The sequence below is a fragment of the Acinetobacter sp. LipI_23 genome (assembly GCF_058243045.1).
This window is the reverse complement of record NZ_JBZAYJ010000001.1, coordinates 1,249,089-1,273,075: the sequence shown is the minus strand read 5'-3', so window position 1 is coordinate 1,273,075 and position 23,987 is coordinate 1,249,089. Positions and strand designations below refer to the sequence as shown.

Genomic DNA, 23,987 nt, shown 5'->3' with positions numbered 1-23,987 from the left:
TTTAATTAAAAAGCCCAATCGATAAAGATTGGGCTTTTTAATGAGTTAGAATTATCTACACTGAGAATTCGCAACTTTCGAACAGTCTACAAACTGTGGCATTCACCCGCTTTATTTCTAAGCCGCTTGCACAGGCACACCACTATGGAAACGAAACACATCATCAGGCGTACTAATCAGCTCTTTTTCGACGTTACGGATATGTTCAATACGGGCTTGAATATCTTCTTTCGGATTTTTCAATTTCCCCTTTTGCGCAACCTCTAAAGCCAAAGCCAAGTAGTCTTCAAAATGGCGTGATTCAGACTTTAGCAAGTAGCGATAGTAACGACCTAATTCTTCATCTACCAAAGGTGCTAACGCGTAGAAACGCTCACATGAACGTGCTTCTACAAAAGCACCAATGATTAAAATATCAATTAAAGCCTCGGGCTCATAAGTCCGCACTTCTTTACGTAAACCACCCGCATAGCGCCCAGCACTCAGATTGCTCCACTCTAGCCCGCGCTTTTTCATAAATTCAAGCACTTGCTCATAATGCAGCATTTCTTCACGAACCAGTTGTGCCAACTTGACTTGTAAATCGGTAAAAAAGCTATAACGAAACATGAGGTTCATCGCTGTACCTGCAGCTTTTTTCTCACAATTCGCATGGTCTTGCATCAGCACATCAAGATTATTTAGTGCTTCAGTCAACCAAGCTTTAGGTGTTTCACAACCCAAGAAGTCCATGACGGGCTTCATGAGTTCATCATAATTGATATTCGACATATTCAAATCTTAAAAACTTTAAAATTAACGTGCAGCTTTAATCACTGCTTTCATTTCACGTACAGCTTGTTCCAAGCCCACAAAAATAGCATCGGCAATCAGTGAGTGACCGATATTTAATTCGTGGATCTGTGGAATTTGCGCAATTGGCGTTACATTTTCAAGGTTGAGTCCATGCCCAGCATTGACTACTAAACCCTTAGATGCCGCATATTCAGCACCTTTTACAATACGTTCAAGCTCATGTTGCTGAGCTTCAGGTGTTTCTGCATCACCATAAGCACCTGTATGAATCTCAATGGTTGGTGCACCACAAGCAACTGCTGCATCAATTTGTGCAAAGTCAGCATCAATAAACAAGGACACATCACAACCAATCTCAGACAAGGCTTGAGTTGCCGCTTTAACATCATCAAAATGTCCAACCACATCCAAACCACCTTCGGTCGTCACTTCTTGGCGCTTTTCAGGAACGAAACACACATGGTGCGGTTTAATTTCTTTGGCAAATGCAATCATTTCATCTGTAACTGCAAGTTCCAAATTCATACGTGTTTTAAGCGCTGGACGCATACGACGCACATCATCGTCCTGAATATGACGACGGTCTTCACGTAAATGCAAGGTAATCCCTTCCGCCCCTGCTTGCTCACAGATCAGCGCTGCATTGACTGGATCAGGATAAGACGTTCCACGCGCTTGTCGTAAAGTTGCCACGTGGTCAATATTTACACCAAGTAATGCAGCCATATTCATTTCCTAATTACGATTGAGTTTGAGTGTTCTGAATCCACAACTGACGGCTTTTTAACGGGCGATCGCCCAACAATGAACTGATCATTTGTCGATACAACTTGGTCAGCAATTGTAACTGTTCCAAACCAAAATCCCTACCCTTTTCATATTGGCACATGCTTAAAATTTGCTGTCCATTTAAGGTCGCTCGCGAAGCTTGTGCAGTAGGAATAAAGCCTTCATTTAGCTGGAATATATAGTTGAGTGATGCTTGAATTTCGAGTTGATTGGCATCAGTCGAAAAATCTAAGGCATAGCCCAAATCTTCCAGTAGTTCGTGCTCAAATTGTCTTAGAATTTGTTTTAAAAATTGATTGGGATCTGCTTGCTGCGCCAGTTGTTGTAATTGCGTTAGCGTATGTGCATATTGAGCAAAACTTTGCTCCATTTGTACTTCGAGCGGACATAGTCTGAGCAGAATCTCATTGAGATAAAAACCTGAAAAAAAAGCATCCCCGAAGAAAAAAATCGGCTGATTGACAATTTCAAGTTTTGTAAAATTTTTGAGTTCAGATTTACCCGAAGCTTGTAAACAAATCGGCTGATATTGTGGCGGCGGGGTTTGTCTTAGAATGCCATCAACTCGCCCATGCTCTTGGGTAAATAAATGCACAATATGACTACGTTCACGGTATTTTCTGTGGTGAATTAAATAACCATGCAGTACTTCATTGCGCATGAGGAATTAACTAATCTTTTTTATCTTTATCATTCTGTTCACTGTCTTCATCATCCCCATCTGGGATAACAGCACCAACCACCGCTGCGGTTCCTTTCACCACGCCTTTTGTGGTTTTATACGCAATCTTTACAGGAACGGTGACGATCTTGTGTATACAACCTTGCAAAAACAACATACAAGCCATTACTGCGAACACTTTGACCATAACACCATCCCTATAAAAATTTGTTTTCTTAAAACTTAGATATCGCTATAACCTAAGCTTTTCAATGCACGTTCATCATCAGACCAACCGCCTTTCACCTTAACCCAAAGTGTCAACATGATCTTTTGTTCAAACATTTTTTCCATATCGATACGGGCATCCATACCAATTTTTTTAAGCTTAGCGCCTTTTTCACCAATCACAATCGCTTTCTGGCCTGGACGGTCTACAAAAATCGTTGCATCAATGTATGTACACGCTGGTTTTGGACGACCTGTTTTTTCATTCACCGTTGCTTCTTCAGTCTTAAACGACTCAATTTGCACGGTTAAATCATAAGGTAGTTCTTCACCCAACTGACGCATAATCTTTTCGCGGATAATTTCTGATGCCAAGAAACGTTCAGAACGATCTGTCAGTTGATCCAATGAATACATCGGTGGTTGGAAAGGTAAATATTTTTCAATGGTATCGCGCAGATGGTCTAAGTTTGCACCACGTAGCGCAGAAACAGGAACAATCTCAGCAAAATTCATTAATTTTGCACGTTCTTGAATTAAAGGTAATGCATGGTTTTTATTTTCAAGTGTATCAATTTTATTGATCACAAGAATCACCGGCATCTCAGCATTTTTGAGTTTTTCCAAAACGAGCTCATCGTTTTGAGTCCACTTGTCTGCATCTAGAACAAACAATACCAAGTTGACATCACGCAATGCAGAAGACGCAGCACGGTTCATCATTTTGTTGATGGCGCGTACTTCTTTTTTATGCATCCCTGGCGTATCAACAAATACTGCTTGAGATTTTGCACGTGAATCAATTCCCACAATTTTATGACGTGTGGTTTGGGGTTTACGTGAAGTAATCGATAATTTTTGACCCAACAAATGGTTCATCAACGTAGACTTGCCTACGTTTGGACGACCTACAATTGCCACAAAGCCGCTACGAAAATCCGTTGGGATTTCTGTGCCTTGTTCGCTAAAAAACTGGCTAATTAAATCATTACTGTCGCTTTGCGACTCGTGATCAGCATCGATGTGATCGGAAGAATTTGACATGGCAGATTACTGCTCCAAAAGTTTTAAAATATCCGCCGCAGCAGCTTGTTCAGCAAAACGGCGACTGGTGCCCTCACCATTTACAACAGACAATCCATCCACTTTACATTCCACTTTGAAATGCTGATTGGGTGCATCACCTTGAATATCGACCACATCATAAACTGGGAGAGCTTTTTTTCGGGCCTGAAGATATTCTTGTAAACGAGATTTGGGATCTTTAAGTTGATCAGTTGGCTCAATATGGTCTAAATATGGCTCATACCATTTTAACACAATCGGCTCCAACACCGTTAAATCACTACAATCCACATAGATTGCACCAATAATCGACTCAACTGTATCCGCAAGAATGGACTCGCGATGATGTCCACCTGATTTTAACTCGCCTGTACTTAAAATGAGTGACTGGCTCAGTTTTAAATCATTTGCAATCTTACCTAAAGCTTCCTGACGAACCAAGGTTGCACGCATACGCGTCAAACGGCCTTCGTTTTCAGTTGGATAAGCTTTATAGAGATAATTCGCAATAATCATCCCTAACAAAGAATCGCCTAGAAACTCTAGGCGCTCATAGTTGTATTTATGGCTCACCGATCGGTGGGTCAGTGCAAGCTGAAGTAATTCAGGTTGTTTAAACTGATAACCGATACGGCTCGCTAAGCGGGCTTCACTTAGCTTGGACTGAGCTTTGATCAAAACTTTTCTCGAACTTTAATACTAAATCTATATTCAGTAAGAAGGGTTTTCTTACCTCATACTCCTTTTTCACCTGCAACCCTTCGGTATTGGTGACTTGCATAATTTCTTTAATCTTCACATCACGAATGCCATTCATATCCAAACGCTTTGAAAGCTGACTCTCAAACTCCGCGGGCTGAATATTTTTCGGGCTGCTTTGAAATACTTCCTCAATTTGGCTATTGATCATCCGATCATCAAAATAGGGAGCCCAAACTGCAATAGCCACTTTCGCCATAAATGCAAACCCCATGATTGCAAATAAAATGGCGATATAAGATGCCCCTTGTTGATTCTTACGCATTTTTTATTTTCCGAATCGATATTAGTCAATGCTACCGTTACGGTTAAATGACGGCAACTTAAAGCCAGGTTCTTTATGCATCCAAATATAAAATGCACGACCTGTTAGGTTCTGTTCAGGAACCATTCCCCAGAAACGACTGTCAGCACTTTGATCGCGATTATCCCCCATCGCAAAGTACTCGCCTTCTTTTACTTTCACTTCCCAATATAAACCATTTTCAGCAGAGTATTTACCATTTTCTACAAAGTTAATATACGGTGCTTGGCGTGCAACATTAACACCTTCTAACTCACGCATGGTAAAGGTATGCTTGCCAATCGTTTCTTTATGATATATCGAAGTAGGCGTGTCTAAACGGTCTTTTTCACGGCTAAATTCAACAGGAACTTTAGCAACTTTTTGACCATTAATGGTTAATTGCCCATGATCAAAAACAATGTGATCGCCAGGAATACCAACTACACGTTTGATATAGCTGATCGTCGGTTGCGGTGGATAACGGAAGACAATCACATCACCACGCTCAGGCTCACCCACATCAATCACTTTTTTATTCACGATCGGCAGGCGCACACCATAGTCAAACTTGTTGACCAAGATGAAGTCACCTGTTTCTAAAGTCGGCACCATCGAGTCCGAAGGAATATTAAAAGGTTCATAAAAGAATGAACGTAAGCATAGAACAATCGCAAGGACTGGCCAAAAATCATAAGCCCACGTAATGACAAAATTTTCATTTCCCTTGCCTTTTGTCGCTCGTTGTTTAAATACAAACTTATCGAGCAACCACACCAAAAAGAAAATTAGTGTGACAGGAACAAGTATCAAATTAAAATCAAAATCCATGGGCTTATATTCCTACCTTTTTATCTTTCTACTTTCAACACAGCCAAGAACGCTTCTTGTGGGATTTCTACACTTCCCACTTGCTTCATGCGTTTTTTACCTTCTTTTTGCTTCGATAGCAGTTTCTTCTTACGAGAAACGTCACCACCATAACATTTCGCCAATACGTTTTTACGCATTGCCTTTACGGTTGAACGAGCAATAATTTGTGCGCCTATGGCCGCTTGAATTGCCACATCAAACATTTGACGTGGAATTAAATCTTTCATTTTTTCAACCAATGCAATACCACGGTGACGTGCATCTTGACGGTGACAAATCATTGCCAAGGCATCGACTTTATCGCCATTGATTAGAACATCGACTTTTACCAATGATGAACTTTCAAAACGTACAAAGTTATAATCGAGCGACGCAAAACCACGTGAACACGACTTCAATTTATCAAAGAAGTCCATCACCACTTCCGCCATTGGAATTTCAAAGGTAATTGAAACTTGGTTCGCCATAAACTTCATGTCTTTTTGAACACCACGGCGTTCCACACATAAAGTCATGACATTACCCAAATACTCTTGCGGTACAAGGATATGGCACTCAGCAATCGGCTCACGTAAGTCTTCAACCGTTGAACCATCTGGCATTTTAGATGGGCTATCGATATAAATCGTTTCACCATTCTTCATCACCGCTTCATAAATCACTGTCGGTGCAGATGAAATGAGGTCTAAATCATACTCACGCTCTAAACGCTCTTGCACGATTTCCATATGTAGCATGCCTAAGAAGCCACAACGGAAACCAAAACCTAAAGCATCTGAACTTTCAGGTTCAAAGAATAACGCCGAGTCATTGATCTGAAGTTTATGCAAAGCTTCACGAAACGGTTCAAATTCACTTGAATCAATTGGGAACAAACCTGCATAAACCTGCGGCTTCACTTTTTTAAAGCCCGGTAAGGTTTTGACTTCTGGTGTGTTGGCAAGGGTAATCGTATCACCCACTGGCGCACCAAAAATGTCTTTAATCCCTGCAATTACGAAACCAACTTCACCCGCTTCAAGGATGTCTGTCTCAGTATGCTTAGGATTGAAAATACCCACAGAAGTAATGATGTGCGTTTGACCTGTTGATTTCATCAACATCTTGTCGCCCTTACGCACACGACCTTCTTTCACCCGCACCAAAGAAACAACGCCTAAGTAGTTATCAAACCAAGAGTCGATAATTAAAGCTTGTAATGGCGCATTACGATCACCAGTAGGTGCAGGAATGACATTAACAAGGGTTTCTAAAACGCTATCAATCCCAAGACCTGTTTTTGCCGAACAGGTTGGTGCTTCAGTCGCCTCAATACCAATAATGTCTTCAATTTCTTGAATCACACGTTCAGGTTCAGCCTGTGGTAAATCAATTTTATTCAATACAGGAAGGACTTCGAGACCTTGCTCAATTGCGGTGTAACAGTTCGCAACTGACTGTGCTTCCACGCCTTGTGCTGCATCTACAACCAACAATGCACCTTCACAAGCCGCCAATGAGCGTGACACTTCATATGAAAAGTCGACGTGGCCTGGTGTATCAATAAAGTTCAATTGATACTCTTGGCCATTTGGATGGGTGTAATACAAAGTAACCGACGCAGCTTTAATGGTAATACCACGCTCACGTTCAAGTTCCATGGAGTCAAGTACTTGTGCTTGCATTTCACGATCTTGCAAACCACCACAGGTTTGAATAAAGCGGTCAGCGAGCGTTGACTTCCCGTGGTCAATGTGAGCAATAATACTGAAATTACGGATATTTTTAATATCAACAGATTTTTTAGCTTGCGCCATGGGCTACCTTGAACAAAATGAAGCGTTATGCAGACAAATTTCGATGCACAACAAAAGCCGAATAGAAATTGCGAAGGATTATAACAGATGGTTTTTTTAAAGTATCCATATTAATACGCTTCCTTTTCACAACTCTGACGCTTTTTTACGTGTTTTCGCTTTTCACTGGGCTTTTTGAATAATCCATTGAAAAATCTAAGGCATTCACATCTTTTGCAAGCGGTTGGTAAGCTTGAGTAAAACTAGGTGACATACGTTTTGCACGGCCGGTTTCAATCTCTACGCAAGCCCACTTGGTTTGAGCAACAAATAAAATGCTATTGTCTTTGGGTCTATAAAACATATATTGGCGTGAAGAATATAATGCATTTATATCGTCAAACCATGTACGTAGGATTATTTCATCCTCTTCAAATGCAGCTTTTCGGTACTGCACATGATGCTCAACTGCAACCATGGCATGTTTTAACTCGATATATTCTTTTAAGCCTAAGCCCAATGCATCAATATGTGCTGTTGCGACATCCTGCATCCAATGCATATAAACCACATTATTCACATGGCCTAACTGGTCGATATGTTCTGCTTGTACCTGAAGTCTTAAGTCAAAAATACTACTCATAAACACTCTATTGAATCTAAATATCCCTATGAAGATGGCAGTGTACGCAAATAACAGACATCATCAAATTGCAAAAAATAAAAAACCACTCCGAAGAGTGGTTTTTTTCGCTTATTGGATGCGCATCCCTAAAATGGCTGGTGTGCCTTGTCGGATGATTCCAACGCGGGCAACCTGACCTTTTTTCAACTCAGACGCCGCTTGGACAAAATCATTGGTGTCTTTTACGACTTTATTATTAATGTGAGTGACCACATCACCAGCCGCCATACCTGACTGTGCTGCTGCACCGCCACGTTTCACTTCTTGAATTAACACACCACCTTTCACATTGAGCTGTGACAATTCAGCAGGTGCTAAATTTCGGATAGCAATACCTAACACAGGCCCTTTACTTTGTGTAACTGTATCTGATTTTGCAGGTGTATCATCTGGTGCTGTGGTTAATGTTGCCGATATATTACGCTTTTTATCATCACGCAGTACTTCAAGCTGTACCGTTTGATTTGGCATGGTACGATTTAAATAGTTCAACAACTCAGAGGTACGTGAAATCGGCGTTCCGTTGAATTTTAAAATAATATCGCCTGCTTTTAGTCCCGCTTTCTGCGCAGGTGAATTCGGCTGAACATTGGTAATCAATGAACCTTCAGGTTTTGGCAAATTATAAGACTCTGCCAAATTACGGTCTAAATCTTGTAGATTAAAGCCTAAATAAGAACGGGTCACTTTGCCGGTTTTCTTAAGTTGGTCAGCAATATCCATTGCGACATCAATTGGAATCGAGAAAGACAGCCCCATATAACCGCCCGTACCACTGAAGATACGCGAGTTCACCCCAACCACTTCACCCTGTTGGTTGAATAACGGACCGCCTGAGTTTCCTGGGTTGAGAGCCACATCGGTTTGAATGAAGGGTACCGATGTCTCCCCCATCATATTGCGCATTTTCGCACTCACGATTCCTGCCGAAGCCGAGTAATCAAAACCAAACGGTGAACCTATCGCAAGCACAGGTTCACCTACACGCAATTGATCAACATTGCCAGCACGGAGTGATGGAAAATTCGTACCATTCACCTTAAGCAGGGCCACATCCGTTCGTTCATCACTACCTACTACAGTTGCATCCAGTTCACGACGGTCATTAAACATAATCGTGACTTTCGATGCATCTTCTACGACGTGGTGGTTTGTCAGTAAATACCCATCTTTACTAATAAAAAATGCGCTGCCATAAGCCGTTTTTTCTTGCGGCGCTTGCTGCTGCGGAATAATGACTTGATTACCAAAAAAACGCTTCAAAATCTCAGGTATTTGCTGCTGCAGTAACTCTTCTTGAGTCATCTTTTTAACCACATTGACACTCACTACCGCAGGGCTAACTTGCTCAACTAAGTTTGAGAAATCAACAGGTGCTGCTTGTGTTTGCACCGCAGCCATTGTGCATGCAACAGCAAAAAAACCAGTTTGTATCGCGCGACTTTTCATATCAAGTATTGACCTATATGTTTGTTATCAATTTATGTATTAGCGTTTTTAGCATAATCTTTGTCTGTCTTGGGTAATAATATGTTCTATTATGTTTGTATAAACAAGAGCTTAAAATTTGCTTAAAAAATACGTTCTTTATTTATATTTCCCATCAATTGTAGAGATTTTACCCTTGCCTTTTCGTGAAAAAAGCGCTGTCATTAGCGAACTTTTTCCAAATTAGCTGATGGACATGTCTAATTTAAACACAACACATCATTTTGATGTGATTATTGTGGGAAGTGGCGGTGCAGGCCTGAGCTTGGCCTTATCGTTGCCTCAACATTTCAATATTGCTGTTCTTGCAAAATCAAACCTGACCGATGCAAGTACCTTCTATGCACAAGGTGGCGTTGCCGCTGTTTTAGATGAAACGGATTCCATCGAACAGCACATTGATGACACCATGATTGCGGGCGCTCACTTGTGTGAGACCGAAGCCGTAAAGCAAACCGTTGAAGGCGGTAAACCTTCTGTTGATTTTCTACTGAAACACGGCGTGCAGTTTACCCTTGATGATCAAGAACAATTGCATCTAACACGTGAAGGTGGACATTCTCAACGCCGTATTATTCATGCCGCAGATGCTACAGGTCGTGCCATTTCAACCACCTTAGTTGAGCGTGCGATTGAAAAAGACAACATCACCATTTTTGAGAATTACATCGCCATCGATTTAATTACCTCTCAAAAACTGGGCTTGGAAGAACAAAATCGTGCATTAGGACTCTATGCACTCGATGAAAAGACTGAAAAAGTACATACCTTTTTAGCCCCTTTTACCGCGCTGGCGTGTGGCGGTGCCATGAAAGCCTATCTGTATACCTCGAACCCAGACATTGCAACGGGCGATGGTATTGCCATGGCGTTTCGTGCGGGTTGCCGCGTGGCCAATATGGAATTTAACCAATTCCACCCAACCTGTTTATACCACCCGCAAGCACGCTCTTTCCTCATTACTGAAGCAATGCGTGGTGAAGGTGCTTATTTACGTTTACCCGATGGCGAACGCTTTATGTTGCGCTTTGATGAACGCGCAGAACTTGCCCCACGTGACATTGTGGCGCGAGCTATTGACTATGAAATCAAACGCTTAGGAATTCGTCACGTATGGCTCGACATTAGCCATAAGCCCGAAAGTTTCATTAAAGAACATTTTCCGACCTTGTACGCACGCTTACTCGAACTCGGCATCGACATTACCAAGGAAATGATTCCTGTTGTTCCTGCTGCGCACTATACCTGTGGCGGTGTAGTGGTTGATGAACACAGTCAAACTGACATTACAGGTCTCTATGCGATTGGGGAAACCTCATATACTGGCTTGCATGGCGCCAACCGTATGGCCAGCAACTCACTGTTAGAGTGTTTTGTGTATGGCATGAGTGCAGCAGAGCACATCGAAAAAAGTTTTGATTCAAATTACCAATCCCCAACTGCTCCGTCTTGGGATGACTCACAAGTGATGAATCCTGATGAAGATGTGGTGATTTTGCAGAACTGGGATGAACTCCGTCAAACCATGTGGAACTACGTCGGCATTGTGCGTACTACGAAACGTCTTGAACGTGCGCTACACCGCATTGAAATGTTGAAGCGAGAAATTACCGAGTATTACCAAGATTACCAAGTCAGCAAAAATCTGATCGAACTGCGTAATTTGGTTTTAGTCTCTGAAATGATCGTGCGTTGTGCTATGGAGCGTAAAGAATCGCGCGGTCTACACTACACTTTAGATTACCCTGAACTGTCGAATGAACTGCGTAAAACCGTACTCACCCCTTTAAATTTTAAAGTTGAAACCCCTTTAGTGAATAACTAATTTAAAAAAAGCCTGATTCGTCAGGCTTTTTTATTCAGACATTTTTTAGGATTTGGGTGGAATAGAATAAGTTCCCACCACATGTGCAATGGGTTCATCCTTACCCACTGAATACAACCACACATCCCCAACCACCAATGCTTTGCCAACTTTCATTAACTTACATTCACCGCGGATATTTGTAGATGCTGCGGGTTTACTTAGAAAGTTGACCGATAAATTGGTGGTCACGGTTAAACCGACCAACCCAATTTCCCCTAAAATAGCGATATACAATGCATAGTCTGCAAGAGTCATCATGGTTGGGCCTGAAACCGTTCCACCCGGTCGCAAATCGCGCTCATCTACCTGATACACGACTGTTGCTGCGCGCTCAGTGACAGATTCGATACGACATTTTTCTAAACTTTGCGGAAATTCCTTTTCCAAAAAAGCCACAATCTCAGTTAAGTTACTTTTCATTTTTCCTTCAACATACAGTCCTTTGTCACTGACTATAAAAGAAAAATGTATTTCACTACAGTCTGAAATAACATTTCAGGCATATTTTTAGTTTAAATATTGCAACGCTTGTGCAAAAACCTGCTCGGGTGACTGTGTTGCATCCAAGCGTTTTACTCGCTCAGGATATTGTTCCCATAACTGCTGATAACCTGCTCTGACTTTTTCAAAGAAAGTGACTTTTTCTTGTTCAAAACGATCCAAAGCCCCCCGTTCCCGCGCACGAGACATGCCTGTCTCAATCGGGGCATCGAGCCAAAATGTAATATTTGGCATATGGCTGACAAAGTTTTCATTCAGCAGTTGCAGCTTCGACTGGCTTAAACCACGTCCTGCACATTGGTAAGCAAAGCTGGCATCGGTAAAACGGTCACACAATACGGTTTTATGTTCCGTTAAAGCAGGCATGATCACTTGTTGTAAGTGCTGTGCACGAGCCGCGTACATCAGCAGCAGTTCAGTATCATTCGACATCGACTCTTCATGATTGACTGACAATAATAGTGAGCGAATTTGCTCAGCCATCGGTGTACCACCTGGCTCACGCGTTAAAACAACCTGCTGGCCTTGTTGTTCTAGATGCTCATAAATTTTGCGAATCAGTGTGGTTTTACCGACACCTTCTGTGCCCTCAAAACTAATAAACATCTATTCATCCTTCTTGGTTTTTAAAACACTGAGATATTCTTTTACAGCTTGGTTGTGCTGCTCTAAAGTCTCACTAAATGTGTGCCCACCATTGCCCGTTGCAACAAAGTAGATGTTTTTGCTGTTATCTGGGTGCATGGTAGCTTCAATGGCTTTTTTACTTGGTAAAGCAATTGGTGTAGGAGGTAAACCATTGATGGTATAAGTATTATAGGCTGTTGGAGTACGCAAGTCTTGGCGGGTAATATTGCCTGTATATTTATCGCCCATGCCATAAATCACGGTCGGATCTGTTTGCAAACGCATGCCGAGTTGAAGACGACGCGCAAACACACCCGAAACTTGCTCCAGTTCGCGGTCAACATTGGTTTCTTTTTCAATGATAGAGGCCATGATCAGGGCTTCGTATTTGTCTTTATACGGCAAATTTGCCGCACGGTTTGCCCACGCTTCATCTAAAGCTTTCATTTGGCGTTTGTATAAATCCGTTAAGATTTTTTTGTCTGACTCCCCTTTGGCGAAGAAGTAAGTATCGGGGGCAAAAAGCCCTTCAGCATGCGTATACGGAATATCTAACGCTTTTAAAAGCTGATCCATGGGTAAATTGGAGACTTCCTTTTTAACCAATGCATCCTTTTTCAATGCCTCGATCAGCTGTTTAAAGGTCGTCCCTTCAATCACCAATATACGATTCATCTCGGCATTATCGACATTGGAAATCATATCCAAAACTTGGCGAATACTCATACCTTCACGCACTTCATAAACACCGGCTTTCAACGTGTCATGAATAAATATTTTTTGATAAAGCTTTAAAATAATGGGAAAACTAGCCATGTCTTCTTTGGCTAAGCGGTCAATAAAACCGGAATAGGTATCGCCAGAGTTAATTGCCAATAACTGTTTTTTACCCTCGACAGGATAAGATTTAAACAAACTCGACCACAGTACAATCATCAATAAAACAATGATGCTCACAGCAATCAATAACAACCCTTTCATTTTTCGTTTGGGTGGTTGCGTTTTCTTTTTCGATTTGGTTTTGGCTGCGGACATACTACTGCATCTGATTAAGTTGAAGACGATGGAACAAATCTATACACGGCTGAACATCTAAATACTGATGATTCAGACTTTTGGCTATTCTCATAGGACTCAAGGCATTGCAGAAAAATAAACTTTGAAAGCGTGGAATTTCTTCCATATCAATCATTCTCAGCTCACAGCTCATTCCTTGTTGCTGCATCCGTGCCAATATTTCGGCACGCATGACACCATGCACGCCATTATAACGAAGTTCGGGACTAATCCATCGATCATTTAGCAGAATGAAACAATTACTGCTCACACCTTCAACGACAGAACCTTGCACATCTGTGACCAACGCTTCCAACCAACCGTGTTGTTCTGCTTCATGCTTGAGTAAGACTTGCTCTAAACGGTTTAAGCTTTTCACACCCACCATTTGCGGCATACTTAACCCCATCGCATGTTGCAGTACCCCTGAATCAATTTCGCTGTATGTCAAAGCCTCTGATGCTTGCGGATAGAAAAAAACCCAAATGTCAGCAGAATGTGTTGGCAAACTATAACCGCGCTGCCCTTCACCCCGACTAATAATAATTTTCAGAGTGCCGTTTAAGTGTGCATGGGTTTGTTTTAATTGCACGATGCTGTGCTGAATAAAGGCTAAATCTGCTGACAACAACAGTCTTTCACAGGCCAATTTCAAGCGTGCTATATGTAGAGACTCTAGCTCAATCACACCCTCACGGATACGCGCTGTACTAAAACAACCATCTCCATAGTGAAATGCACGATCTAATAATTCTATTTGTTTGATTTCTTGTGCATTTTTATAGCAATGCATGCCAATCTACCCTGAAACAATTTTCTGCTTTAGTTTAATGAATTCTAAGCCGAACTCTTTTTCTTTTTTATTCATATAAAATTCATTTTTTATTATTTTTTTAGCAATAAGACTCACAGTATTCTTGCCTCATGTTTAAAAACGTTTAAAATTTGAGGTCTGACATGAGCTTATCTAAATTAAAAATTGGGGTACTAGCAGCGCTAGTTTCAGTCACATCTTTTGGTATTGCAGCAAAAGATTTCCTTAACGTGTCGTATGATCCAACACGCGAACTCTATGAAGATGTCAACAAACAGTTTGGCGCTTATTGGAAACAACGCACAGGACAAGACATCAACTTCAAACAGTCTCATGGCGGCTCGGGTAAACAAGCCCGTTCAGTGATTGATGGTTTAGGTGCGGATGTGGTGACCCTTGCACTTGCAGCAGATATCGATGTGATTGCTGAAAAAGCAAAACTTTTACCGATCAACTGGCAAAAGAAACTACCGAATAACTCGACACCATATACTTCGACTATCGTGTTCCTTGTCCGTAAAGGTAACCCACAAGGTATTAAAGACTGGGGCGACCTCATTAAGCCGGGTGTTGGCATTATTACACCAAATCCAAAAACATCGGGCGGTGCACGCTGGAACTACTTAGCAGCTTGGGCTTGGGCGAAACATCAACCTGCGGGTAACGACGCCAAAGCACAAGAATTCGTACGTAAAATTTATAAAAATACCAAAGTGTTAGATTCAGGTGCACGTGGTGCAACCACAACTTTTGCTGAACGCGGTATCGGTGATGTTCTCTTAGCATGGGAAAACGAAGCACATTTAGCGATTCGTGAACAACCGGGTAAGTTTGAGATCGTGACGCCTTCGCTATCTATTTTGGCAGAACCACCCGTTGCCATTGTTGAAAAAAATGCGGAAAAAGACGGCAATCTGAATCTGGCGAAAGCATATCTCAACTATTTGTATTCACCTGCTGGACAGGAAATTGCGGCGAAAAACTTCTATCGCCCACGTAATGCAACTGTCTTGAAAAAATATGCAGCCACATTCAAACCGTTGAAGTTGGTGACCATTGATAAAGAATTTGGCGGTTGGACCAAGGTACAAAAACAGCACTTTGAAAATGGTGGTGTATTTGACCAAATTGTGAAAGCCAATACGACGAAATAAAACCGAGTCCAGTAAATAGCTGTAAGGAGCATCGACATGATTCATACTGTAATTGTACCGGGCGTGGGTGGAAGTGAACATGGCCACTGGCAATCGTGGTTACAACGTCAGCTCAAGTCATGCTCTCGTGTACAGCAGCAGGATTGGAATAAACCCGTACTCCATGAGTGGATTGAACAATTTGTCAAAACGGTTCAAGCCATTCAGGAACCGATTCAAATTGTGGCGCATAGCTTTGGTTGTTTAACGACAGTCGCTGCTTTAGCACAGTATCCTGAACTAAATCAAAACATTAAAAATTTAGTTCTGGTTGCACCGGCCAACCCTGCTCGCTTTGGTGATGCTGGTTTTGCTCGTGATAGCCAAAATGACTATCAACAGTATTTCCACCAACTCAAGCTACAAGTTCCTACCCAAATGATCATCAGCGAAAATGATCCTTGGCTCAATTTTCAAGATGCGCTGCAACTGGCAAAAGCATGGAAAATTAGGCCTAAGAACTTGGGCCAAGTCGGACATATTAATGTTGCGTCAGGTTTTGGGCCATTCCCTGAAATTTATGATTTTTTGATTTCAGAAAATGTGCTAAAAAACATTAGTTTTTACAATGAAAGCAAGTATTTATTTAAATTTGCAATTTAAACGCTGCAAATGATACTTGTGCCGAAATTCAGTTTTATTTGAGCTGACTCTTTTTAGGTCAGCTTTCTCTCTTTGAGGAGTAATCATGTCGCAGCGATCCCGAGTGCTGCCAGGATTTGGTCTTTCTCTAGGCTTTACCCTAGCATATTTGTCATTAATCGTTCTTATTCCATTGTCCGCTGTTTTTATTAAATCTTTAGGCATTGGTTGGGATGGTTTATGGGAAATTTTAAGTTCAGAACGTATTTTAAAATCTTTGCAACTCAGTTTTAGTACAGCCCTGATCGCCGCGTTTATTAATGTGGTTTTTGGTCTCCTTCTAGCATGGTGTTTGGTTCGTTATCGTTTTCCGGGTAAACGCATTGTAGATGCCTTGGTCGACTTGCCGTTTGCCTTACCCACTGCGGTTGCAGGTATTGCACTCACCTCGCTTTATGCGCCTACAGGTTGGATCGGTCAGTATCTTGAGCCTTTAGGGATTCAAGTGGCCTATACCCCAATTGGTATTACATTGGCACTGATTTTTATTGGTATTCCGTTTGTGGTGCGAACTGTACAACCTGTCCTCAGCGACTTGGAAACAGAGTTAGAAGAAGCAGCATCAGCATTAGGTGCTAACCGTTTACAGATTGTGACCAAAGTGATTTTGCCGATTTTATTTCCAGCACTCATTACTGGTTTTGCACTTGCCTTTGCACGTGGCGTCGGTGAATACGGTTCAGTTATCTTTATTGCAGGGAACCAACCGTTTAAAACAGAAATTGCGCCGCTCATGATTATTTCACGCTTAGAAGAATATGACTATGCAGGTGCAACCACAATTGCAGTCGTCATGTTGGTGCTGTCTTTTGCCATTTTATTCCTGATTAACTTGTTACAAGCATGGGCAAGCCGTCGTACAGGGAGAACAGCACGATGAATATCAACAGTAATGCGCTTGCTGAAAAGCTACAATCGCGTGATGCAACACGTGAGCCAACTTGGGTTCGCTATACCCTGATTACGATTGCCCTACTGTTCTTTTTAAGCTGTTTGATCTTACCGCTGATTTTGGTGTTCGTTGAGGCCTTTAAACAAGGGGTTGGCGTCTATGCACAAGCCTTGGTTCATCCAGACACTCTCTCCGCAGTCAAACTCACTTTATTAACCGCGGTGATTGCAGTTCCACTGAATGTCGTATTTGGTGTTGCAGCCGCTTGGTGTGTGGCCAAATTTAACTTTCGTGGTAAATCCATCTTAACCACGATTATTGATATGCCATTTTCAGTATCCCCTGTTATCGCGGGCTTAATGCTGGTACTGATTTTTGGTACGCAAGGTTGGTTCGGTAGTTGGCTCATGGATAACGACATCAAAATTCTGTATGCCGTTCCTGCCATTGTATTAGCAACGATCTTTATCACCGTTCCTTTTGTTGCACGTGAACTTATTCCGCTCATGGAAGCTCAAGGTACGGAAGAAGAAGAAGCTGCGATTGTACTAGGTGCATCAGGCTGGCAAACCTTCTGGAAAGTAACCCTACCCAACATCAAATGGGGTTTAATTTACGGCGTCATTCTGTGTAATGCACGTGCCATGGGTGAGTTTGGTGCGGTATCGGTCGTTTCAGGTCATATTCGTGGTGAAACCAATACCTTACCTCTGCATGTCGAAATTCTCTATAACGAATATACCTTCAGTGCGGCTTTTGCTGTGTCTTCACTCTTGGCGCTTTTAGCGATTGTGACCCTTGTATTAAAAACATGGGTTGAGATTCGCCAAGAAAAGCAAAACAAACATAATGATTCAACAGTTTAAAGGAATGACCTCATGAGTATTCAAGTTAAAAATATTGAAAAACACTTTGGTGCGTTCCATGCGCTGAATAACATTTCTCTCGATTTTCCTGATGGTCAATTGGTTGCATTACTCGGCCCATCAGGCTGTGGTAAAACCACCCTGCTTCGTATTATTGCAGGACTTGAGTCCGCAGATGGCGGTCAAGTCATCTTGGAAGGTGAAGATGCAACCAATGTACACGTACGTGAACGTGAAGTTGGCTTTGTATTTCAGCACTATGCCTTGTTTCGCCATATGACCGTATTTGACAATATTGCTTTTGGTCTCCGCGTTCGCCCACGTGCAACACGCCCATCTGAAGCTGAAATTAAAAAACGTGTCACGCGTTTGCTGGACTTAGTCCAATTGGGCTTCTTGGCAGATCGTTACCCAGCACAACTCTCAGGCGGCCAGCGTCAACGTATTGCACTGGCACGTGCTTTAGCAGTTGAACCACGCGTACTGTTACTGGATGAACCTTTTGGTGCTTTGGATGCAAAAGTACGTAAAGAGCTCCGTCGTTGGTTACGTACTTTGCATGATGAACTTCATATCACCTCAATCTTTGTAACGCATGACCAAGAAGAAGCTTTGGAAGTCGCAGATCAAATCATTGTGATGAATAAAGGGAATGTTGAGCAAATTGGATCACCCCGCGAAGTTTATGAAAAGCCTGCAACGCCTTTTGTGTTTGACTTCTTAGGTCAAGCAAACCGTTTCGAAGGTCAAAATAACGCAGGGACGATCCAAATTGGTGAAGACCGTATTCAATTAGACTCTTTACGCAATGCACCGTCGGGTGAAGTGATTGCCTTTGCCCGTCCAGATGAATTAAGGATCCATGCACAGCCACAAGACAACGCCATCCAAGCAACGTTCGTTCGAGAATTATGGATCGCGGGCAAGGTAGTTGCAGAGCTCCATGATCGTCAAGGCAAACTGATTGAAATATCACTGACTTCTGAAGAAGCAAAATTACACCAATTTAGACCTAATCAAACGGTATGGTTAAGCCCATCAAACTTGCATTTATTTGCAAAACCTGCGGCTTAAGACCAATTGAATGGGGCATGTTGAATGCCTCATTCATCATAAAAGAGATCCAAAACTATGAACTTTCAACAACTCAGAATTATTCGAGAAACGGTGAGACAAAACTTCAACCTCACCGAAGCCTCTGCTGCACTGTATACCTCTCAGTCAGGCGTCAGTAAGCACATCAAAGACCTAGAAGATGAATTAGGCGTACAGCTTTTTATTCGTAAAGGGAAACGCTTACTCGGTTTAACTGAACCAGGTCAAGCACTACTGGGCATTGTTGAACGCATGTTGGTCGACGCAGACAATATTAAACGTCTGGCAGATGATTTTAACCGTGTCGATGAAGGCACTTTGACGATTGCAACTACACATACGCAAGCGCGTTATGTGCTACCGCCGATTGTCAATCAATTCAAAAAAGAGTTTCCAAAGGTTCATCTTATTTTGCAACAAGCCAGTCCTGTTGAAATTACCGAAATGCTTCTACAAGGTGAAGCTGATATTGGTATTGCAACTGAATCACTGACCACAGAAGATAATCTGGCTAGCGTGCCGTTCTATAATTGGCAACACAGTATTATTACCCCACAAAATCACCCACTGGCAAGCAAACAAAATATTAGTATTGCAGACTTGGCAGAATATCCACTGATTACCTATCACGGCGGTTTCACAGGACGTTCAAAAATTGACAAAGCTTTTGAAGATGCAGGTGTGGATGTTGACATCGTAATGTCTGCTTTAGATGCCGATGTGATTAAAACCTATGTTGAACTGAATATGGGCGTTGGTATTGTCAATAATGTGGCGTATGACGTTGAACGTGACTATCGTTTAAAACAAATTCCAACTGATATTTTTGGTCTCAATACCACATGGATTGCAGTACGTAAAGGTCACCTCCTACGTGGCTATGGCTATGAATTTATCTCGCTGTGCTCACCAGATGCTGATATAAAAGCACTGAAAAGAGTGGCTTATCCAGAAGACTAAAACGCTTTTATTCTAAAAAGAGACTTCAGAGTCTCTTTTTTATTTTTAAAACCATATACTTTAAATGGGTATAGTGTATTATTTGATCAACTGATAAAAACAATAGTGAGCAATAACAGTGAGTAAAAATCTGTTGGGCTCTCCATTACTTTGTTTATGCTTCTATTCGTCGGGATCATGCTTTGCTGCTGCTTTTGAACGATCAGGTCAAACAATACAACCCTTTTTTGAACGTGGAAATTATGCAGAAATTTCTCTGGCTTATATTGATCCAGATGTTTCTGGCCAAGTTCAACAGGTCGAGACACTACAACAGTTTGGCATCACTGACTTTTCAACAGGCAATTTAAGCAATAAACAAGTAATGCTGGGAGCTGCATTAAAACTCCAACTAAATCCTCAATTCAACTTTACTGTCATTTATGACCAGCCTTTTGCTGTAGACATCGATTATCACTATCACCCAAATATTTATGGTGAAAGTCATGAAGTTGAATCTGCCGATATCGACTTTGAAAGTCATAATCTCAGCTCGCTTTTAGGCTACCAATTCAGCCCACAATGGGAAGTCTATGGCGGTTTAAGCTATCAAAGCTTTGCAGGTTCTTTAAAAGCGAAAGGTCAGGCCTATTCTGTGTTTGATGGCTATGATGCCAAGTTTAAACAAGATGAAAGCTTGGGCTGGTTAGCAGGTATTAGTTATCAAATCCCTGAATATTATTTTAGAACATCTTTGACCTATCGCTCTGCGATTAAGCATGAAATCACCACAACAGAGTCTATCGAAGTCGGCGTAGATACACCCAATGTGATGGAAGTGAAAACACCACAATCGGTAAACCTTGATTTCATGACAGGACTCCCCTATCAAAATATCTTGTATGGGACGCTACGCTGGGTAAATTGGCAAGACTTTGTCATTCAGCCACCCAAATTTAAAGCTGTGATCGATTATATTGCGATATTTTACCCTGAAGCCAAAGACGTCAAACTTATTCAGTACAATGAAGATCAATGGTCTGCAAAACTCGGCTTAGCACACGTATGGAACAAAAAGTGGCTGAGTACTATGGAACTGCTCTGGGACTCGGGGATTAATAATCCTGCATCTACCCTTAACCCAAGTGATGGGTACCAAGGTATTGGGCTAGGCAGCATATACACATATAACACTCAGTTTGATATTGCGGCTGGTCTATATTATTTACGTTTTAAGAAGTCAAAAACAGCTTACGACTCAAACCCACTGGGAAACATTACAGGACTTTCAGCGCTGAATGATAATGATGCATGGATCTTAGGACTCAAATTTGCCCATCATTTTTAAAGAATTTAGCTAAAGTCAGACATAAAAAAACGAGCCGAAGCTCGTTTTTTATGTGTTAATTACCAGTGGTAACTTACACCTAGTTTTGCAACTGGCATCCACTCGTATTTATCGTCATTCGCAATTTTACGCGCTTCATTATCAGCAGCAGTTTGACCTGAAGTTGAACCACCGACTTCTTGTAATCCTGTCGCTGTTAAATTTACAGAAGGGTTACCTGTGTAGTAAGCACCCACTTCACCAAATACACCCCAGTTTTGATTAATCTTAGGTGCTAAACCAAAACCTACATATGGAGCAATATCATTTTTATATGCTAAAGAACCATCGACAGAACCACTACCTGATGGAGCATTGAAGTTCTTACCATCAATTTTGATTGTGTCATTTGAATTATTCAAACGTTTGCTCAATGCATAATCGTTATCAATGTAACCTACACCAGCTGCAACGTATAAACCTTGAGCCCATCGATTTGTACTTGTACCCCATGGACGAATCTCAGCATTTAAATAAGCAAGGCTGTTGTCCATATCCATGTCGTATTTGGTGCCATCGATAGACAAATCATCAGACCATGAAATGTCACCACCGTTATAACCTAAAGCTAAACCCACATATGGGTTAGCTGTCCACAACAAAGCACCACCATAACCTGTTGTACCAACTTCAGCACGAACACCAGTAGGAATTAATTTATTTTGGTCAAAAGCATAACCATCTTTTACGACTGCATCATCAGCAAAAGCTGTACCTGCGACTGCTGACATTGCTGCTGCGATTGCAACTAAACGTAATGATTTCATGTTTTTTCTCCTCCAATTAAAGATTTTTATACATCATTTACAATTTTTTGATGAGCCCATCTTAAAACACCCTCTGACTGTTTTTTATTCTAGATTTGGACTGTTTTTGTTATTTTTTGATACATTTTATACTTTCTTGTTGTTGTAAATCGCAATTCTTTACTTAACACCTCTACTCAAACAGCTCTAAAAGTCTTATTTCCAATCATTCATTATTATTTCCGATCCTATGCTGTTTTTTCATCTATCCTCTGCACAATTTAGTGTAAAATCAGGAAAATTTTTTTTCTGGAAGGAAGATCATGTCTCAGCTTTCAACAATTATTGAACAAGCGTTTGAAGACCGTGCGAATTTTACAGCAGCGGACTGTCCTGCTGAAGTTCGTGCAGCAGTTGAAGAAGTCATTGCTGGTTTAGATAACGGGACATTACGTGTTGCTGAAAAAATTGATGGTGAGTGGGTTGTTCATCAATGGGTGAAAAAAGCTGTGCTTTTATCATTCAAACTAAATGACAACAAACCAATTGAGTCATGTGACCTTCAATTCTACGACAAAGTAGATACCAAATTTACAGGTTGGACTGAAGAACAGTTTAAAGCGGCTGGCGTACGTGTTGTTCCTCCTGCGGTTGCACGTAAAGGCTCTTTCCAAGCGAAAAACGTGGTGTTAATGCCTTCTTATGTCAACATTGGTGCATATGTTGACGAAGGCACCATGGTTGACACATGGGCAACTGTTGGTTCATGTGCTCAAATTGGTAAAAACGTTCACTTATCTGGTGGTGTAGGTATTGGTGGTGTTCTTGAGCCACTTCAAGCCAACCCAACGATTATTGAAGACAACTGCTTCATCGGTGCACGTTCTGAAATCGTAGAAGGCGTGATCGTAGAAGAAGGTTCTGTAATTTCTATGGGCGTGTTCATTGGTCAATCGACTAAGATTTTTGACCGTGCAACTGGCGAAATTCACTACGGCCGTGTACCAGCAGGTTCTGTTGTAGTTGCAGGTAGCTTACCTTCTAAATGCGGTACTTACAGCCTGTATGCTGCAATCATCGTGAAAAAAGTAGATGCACAAACACGTTCTAAAACGAGCTTGAACGATTTACTACGCGACGAATAATTTTTCGTTGTCGTGCGGAACTCAAGTTCCTCATCTCTACGGTTAAGACTAGCCGTAGAGATTTTTGTTTTTCTAACCTGTGGTTTAATTTTGCTATGAATACGCTTCGATCTTCTGCTATCCCTGTTTCTGATCCTTCTGCGGGTCTACGTATCACGGAGATCTTTTATTCTTTGCAAGGAGAAGCCAACACCTCAGGACTGCCAACAGTTTTTATTCGTTTAACGGGTTGTCCACTACGTTGTACATACTGCGATACGACCTACTCGTTTGAAGGTGGCGAACGCCAATCTTTAGATCAGATTATTCAAACCACACTTGATTTTAAAACCCCTTATGTCTGCGTGACAGGTGGTGAACCTCTTGCACAGCCCAATGCGTTGCCTTTAATGCAACGTCTTGCTGACCTCGGTTGTGCAGTCTCTTTAGAAACCAGTGGCGCTTTAGATGTGTCTAAGGTTGACCCACGTGTTTCAAAAGTATTAGATTTGAAAACCCCAACTTCAGGTGAAGTTGCACGAAATTTGCTTTCGAATCTCGACCATTTAACCCAGCACGACCAAATCAAATTTGTAATTTGTAACCGTGAAGATTATGAATGGTCAAAACAGCAAGTTGAAGACTATAAACTCAATGAAAAAGTCAGCACAGTATGGTTCTCTCCTGCTTTTGCGGTTGAGAAAGGTGCTGCTCGTTTACCTCAACTTGCGCGTGACTTAGCGCAATGGATATTAGAAGACCATCTCCCTGTTTGCTTCCAACTCCAACTCCACAAGTTGCTTTGGAATGACGAAACTGGTCGCTAATACATTGCCT

26 protein-coding genes are annotated in these 23,987 nt (G+C 41.6%); 10 read left to right on the top strand and 16 right to left on the bottom strand.

Going from position 1 to position 23,987, the window contains the following annotated elements; genetic code table 11:
* Positions 1–117: 117 nt before the first annotated feature.
* The 11 genes from AC4CVD_RS06250 to AC4CVD_RS06200 all read right to left on the bottom strand — a co-directional run bounded on the left by AC4CVD_RS06250 (position 118) and on the right by AC4CVD_RS06200 (position 9,362).
* Entirely contained in the window at positions 118–771 is a 654-nt protein-coding gene (locus AC4CVD_RS06250; protein WP_490752462.1) for a MiaE family protein, read from the bottom strand.
* 24 nt (positions 772–795) lie between these two features.
* Positions 796–1,521 (bottom strand): pyridoxine 5'-phosphate synthase, encoded by a 726-nt coding sequence (gene pdxJ / locus AC4CVD_RS06245; protein ID WP_490752460.1) that lies wholly within the window; start codon positions 1,519–1,521, stop codon positions 796–798.
* Between the two features lie 13 nt (positions 1,522–1,534).
* Positions 1,535–2,245 carry a DNA repair protein RecO gene (gene recO, locus AC4CVD_RS06240; protein ID WP_004980401.1) on the bottom strand — a complete coding sequence of 237 codons (711 nt, stop codon included), beginning with the start codon at positions 2,243–2,245 and terminating at the stop codon, positions 1,535–1,537.
* Between the two features lie 10 nt (positions 2,246–2,255).
* Positions 2,256–2,453: an NF038104 family lipoprotein gene (locus tag AC4CVD_RS06235; RefSeq protein ID WP_004693662.1), complete on the bottom strand. Its 198-nt coding sequence runs from the start codon at positions 2,451–2,453 to the stop codon at positions 2,256–2,258.
* 35 nt (positions 2,454–2,488) lie between these two features.
* The gene (gene era, locus AC4CVD_RS06230; RefSeq protein ID WP_004693663.1) at positions 2,489–3,517 is read right to left on the bottom strand and encodes a GTPase Era; all 1,029 of its coding nucleotides are present in this window, start codon (positions 3,515–3,517) and stop codon (positions 2,489–2,491) included.
* A gap of 6 nt (positions 3,518–3,523) precedes the next feature.
* On the bottom strand, positions 3,524–4,216 hold the full coding sequence (rnc, locus tag AC4CVD_RS06225; protein WP_004693665.1) for a ribonuclease III: 693 nt from the start codon (positions 4,214–4,216) through the stop codon (positions 3,524–3,526).
* Positions 4,188–4,562 (bottom strand): DUF4845 domain-containing protein, encoded by a 375-nt coding sequence (locus AC4CVD_RS06220; RefSeq protein ID WP_004693667.1) that lies wholly within the window; start codon positions 4,560–4,562, stop codon positions 4,188–4,190. The genes rnc and AC4CVD_RS06220 overlap by 29 nt, the downstream gene beginning before the upstream one ends.
* A 21-nt stretch (positions 4,563–4,583) precedes the next feature.
* Positions 4,584–5,411, bottom strand: a complete 828-nt coding sequence (gene lepB / locus AC4CVD_RS06215) for a signal peptidase I (protein WP_004693669.1) — start codon at positions 5,409–5,411, stop codon at positions 4,584–4,586.
* Positions 5,412–5,431: 20 nt separating this feature from the next.
* Positions 5,432–7,249, bottom strand: coding sequence for a translation elongation factor 4 (gene lepA / locus AC4CVD_RS06210; RefSeq protein ID WP_005399692.1), 1,818 nt, complete (start codon positions 7,247–7,249; stop codon positions 5,432–5,434).
* Positions 7,250–7,394: 145 nt separating this feature from the next.
* Entirely contained in the window at positions 7,395–7,871 is a 477-nt protein-coding gene (locus tag AC4CVD_RS06205; protein WP_490752458.1) for an acyl-CoA thioesterase, read from the bottom strand.
* Between the two features lie 111 nt (positions 7,872–7,982).
* Positions 7,983–9,362 (bottom strand): Do family serine endopeptidase, encoded by a 1,380-nt coding sequence (locus tag AC4CVD_RS06200; RefSeq protein WP_004980546.1) that lies wholly within the window; start codon positions 9,360–9,362, stop codon positions 7,983–7,985.
* 229 nt (positions 9,363–9,591) lie between these two features.
* On the opposite strand from AC4CVD_RS06200, the gene nadB reads away from it, so the two are divergent.
* Positions 9,592–11,226: an L-aspartate oxidase gene (gene nadB / locus AC4CVD_RS06195; RefSeq protein ID WP_017397087.1), complete on the top strand. Its 1,635-nt coding sequence runs from the start codon at positions 9,592–9,594 to the stop codon at positions 11,224–11,226.
* A gap of 45 nt (positions 11,227–11,271) precedes the next feature.
* Here nadB and AC4CVD_RS06190 read toward each other — a convergent pair whose 3' ends face one another.
* The 4 genes from AC4CVD_RS06190 to pabC all read right to left on the bottom strand — a co-directional run bounded on the left by AC4CVD_RS06190 (position 11,272) and on the right by pabC (position 14,245).
* Positions 11,272–11,688 carry a PaaI family thioesterase gene (locus tag AC4CVD_RS06190; RefSeq protein WP_010326437.1) on the bottom strand — a complete coding sequence of 139 codons (417 nt, stop codon included), beginning with the start codon at positions 11,686–11,688 and terminating at the stop codon, positions 11,272–11,274.
* Positions 11,689–11,775: 87 nt separating this feature from the next.
* Entirely contained in the window at positions 11,776–12,375 is a 600-nt protein-coding gene (gene tmk, locus AC4CVD_RS06185) for a dTMP kinase (RefSeq protein ID WP_183176178.1), read from the bottom strand.
* A complete protein-coding gene (gene mltG, locus AC4CVD_RS06180) occupies positions 12,376–13,377 on the bottom strand; it encodes an endolytic transglycosylase MltG (protein WP_394804229.1) in 1,002 nt (333 codons plus the stop codon). It abuts the gene before it with no gap.
* 55 nt (positions 13,378–13,432) lie between these two features.
* Positions 13,433–14,245 (bottom strand): aminodeoxychorismate lyase, encoded by an 813-nt coding sequence (gene pabC, locus AC4CVD_RS06175; protein WP_490752455.1) that lies wholly within the window; start codon positions 14,243–14,245, stop codon positions 13,433–13,435.
* A gap of 164 nt (positions 14,246–14,409) precedes the next feature.
* Between pabC and AC4CVD_RS06170 the strand changes: the two genes are divergently transcribed.
* From AC4CVD_RS06170 to AC4CVD_RS06140, 7 genes are all read left to right on the top strand, one after another.
* Positions 14,410–15,420 carry a sulfate ABC transporter substrate-binding protein gene (locus tag AC4CVD_RS06170; RefSeq protein ID WP_490752453.1) on the top strand — a complete coding sequence of 337 codons (1,011 nt, stop codon included), beginning with the start codon at positions 14,410–14,412 and terminating at the stop codon, positions 15,418–15,420.
* Positions 15,421–15,456: 36 nt separating this feature from the next.
* The gene (locus AC4CVD_RS06165; protein WP_114837095.1) at positions 15,457–16,062 is read left to right on the top strand and encodes an RBBP9/YdeN family alpha/beta hydrolase; all 606 of its coding nucleotides are present in this window, start codon (positions 15,457–15,459) and stop codon (positions 16,060–16,062) included.
* Between the two features lie 85 nt (positions 16,063–16,147).
* Positions 16,148–16,981, top strand: a complete 834-nt coding sequence (gene cysT / locus AC4CVD_RS06160) for a sulfate ABC transporter permease subunit CysT (RefSeq protein WP_004693816.1) — start codon at positions 16,148–16,150, stop codon at positions 16,979–16,981.
* Positions 16,978–17,859, top strand: a complete 882-nt coding sequence (gene cysW, locus AC4CVD_RS06155; protein ID WP_004693818.1) for a sulfate ABC transporter permease subunit CysW — start codon at positions 16,978–16,980, stop codon at positions 17,857–17,859. The genes cysT and cysW overlap by 4 nt, the downstream gene beginning before the upstream one ends.
* A gap of 12 nt (positions 17,860–17,871) precedes the next feature.
* Positions 17,872–18,933, top strand: coding sequence for a sulfate/molybdate ABC transporter ATP-binding protein (locus AC4CVD_RS06150; protein ID WP_490752450.1), 1,062 nt, complete (start codon positions 17,872–17,874; stop codon positions 18,931–18,933).
* Positions 18,934–18,990: 57 nt separating this feature from the next.
* Positions 18,991–19,914: a CysB family HTH-type transcriptional regulator gene (locus AC4CVD_RS06145; protein WP_114837097.1), complete on the top strand. Its 924-nt coding sequence runs from the start codon at positions 18,991–18,993 to the stop codon at positions 19,912–19,914.
* Between the two features lie 118 nt (positions 19,915–20,032).
* The gene (locus AC4CVD_RS06140; RefSeq protein ID WP_490752448.1) at positions 20,033–21,241 is read left to right on the top strand and encodes an outer membrane protein transport protein; all 1,209 of its coding nucleotides are present in this window, start codon (positions 20,033–20,035) and stop codon (positions 21,239–21,241) included.
* Positions 21,242–21,300: 59 nt separating this feature from the next.
* Here AC4CVD_RS06140 and carO read toward each other — a convergent pair whose 3' ends face one another.
* The gene (carO, locus tag AC4CVD_RS06135; RefSeq protein WP_078425991.1) at positions 21,301–22,047 is read right to left on the bottom strand and encodes an ornithine uptake porin CarO; all 747 of its coding nucleotides are present in this window, start codon (positions 22,045–22,047) and stop codon (positions 21,301–21,303) included.
* Between the two features lie 302 nt (positions 22,048–22,349).
* On the opposite strand from carO, the gene dapD reads away from it, so the two are divergent.
* Together dapD and queE are read left to right on the top strand one after the other, a co-directional pair.
* The gene (gene dapD, locus AC4CVD_RS06130) at positions 22,350–23,171 is read left to right on the top strand and encodes a 2,3,4,5-tetrahydropyridine-2,6-dicarboxylate N-succinyltransferase (protein ID WP_004693827.1); all 822 of its coding nucleotides are present in this window, start codon (positions 22,350–22,352) and stop codon (positions 23,169–23,171) included.
* Positions 23,172–23,266: 95 nt separating this feature from the next.
* Positions 23,267–23,977 carry a 7-carboxy-7-deazaguanine synthase QueE gene (gene queE / locus AC4CVD_RS06125; protein WP_004980577.1) on the top strand — a complete coding sequence of 237 codons (711 nt, stop codon included), beginning with the start codon at positions 23,267–23,269 and terminating at the stop codon, positions 23,975–23,977.
* Positions 23,978–23,987: the final 10 nt, after the last annotated feature.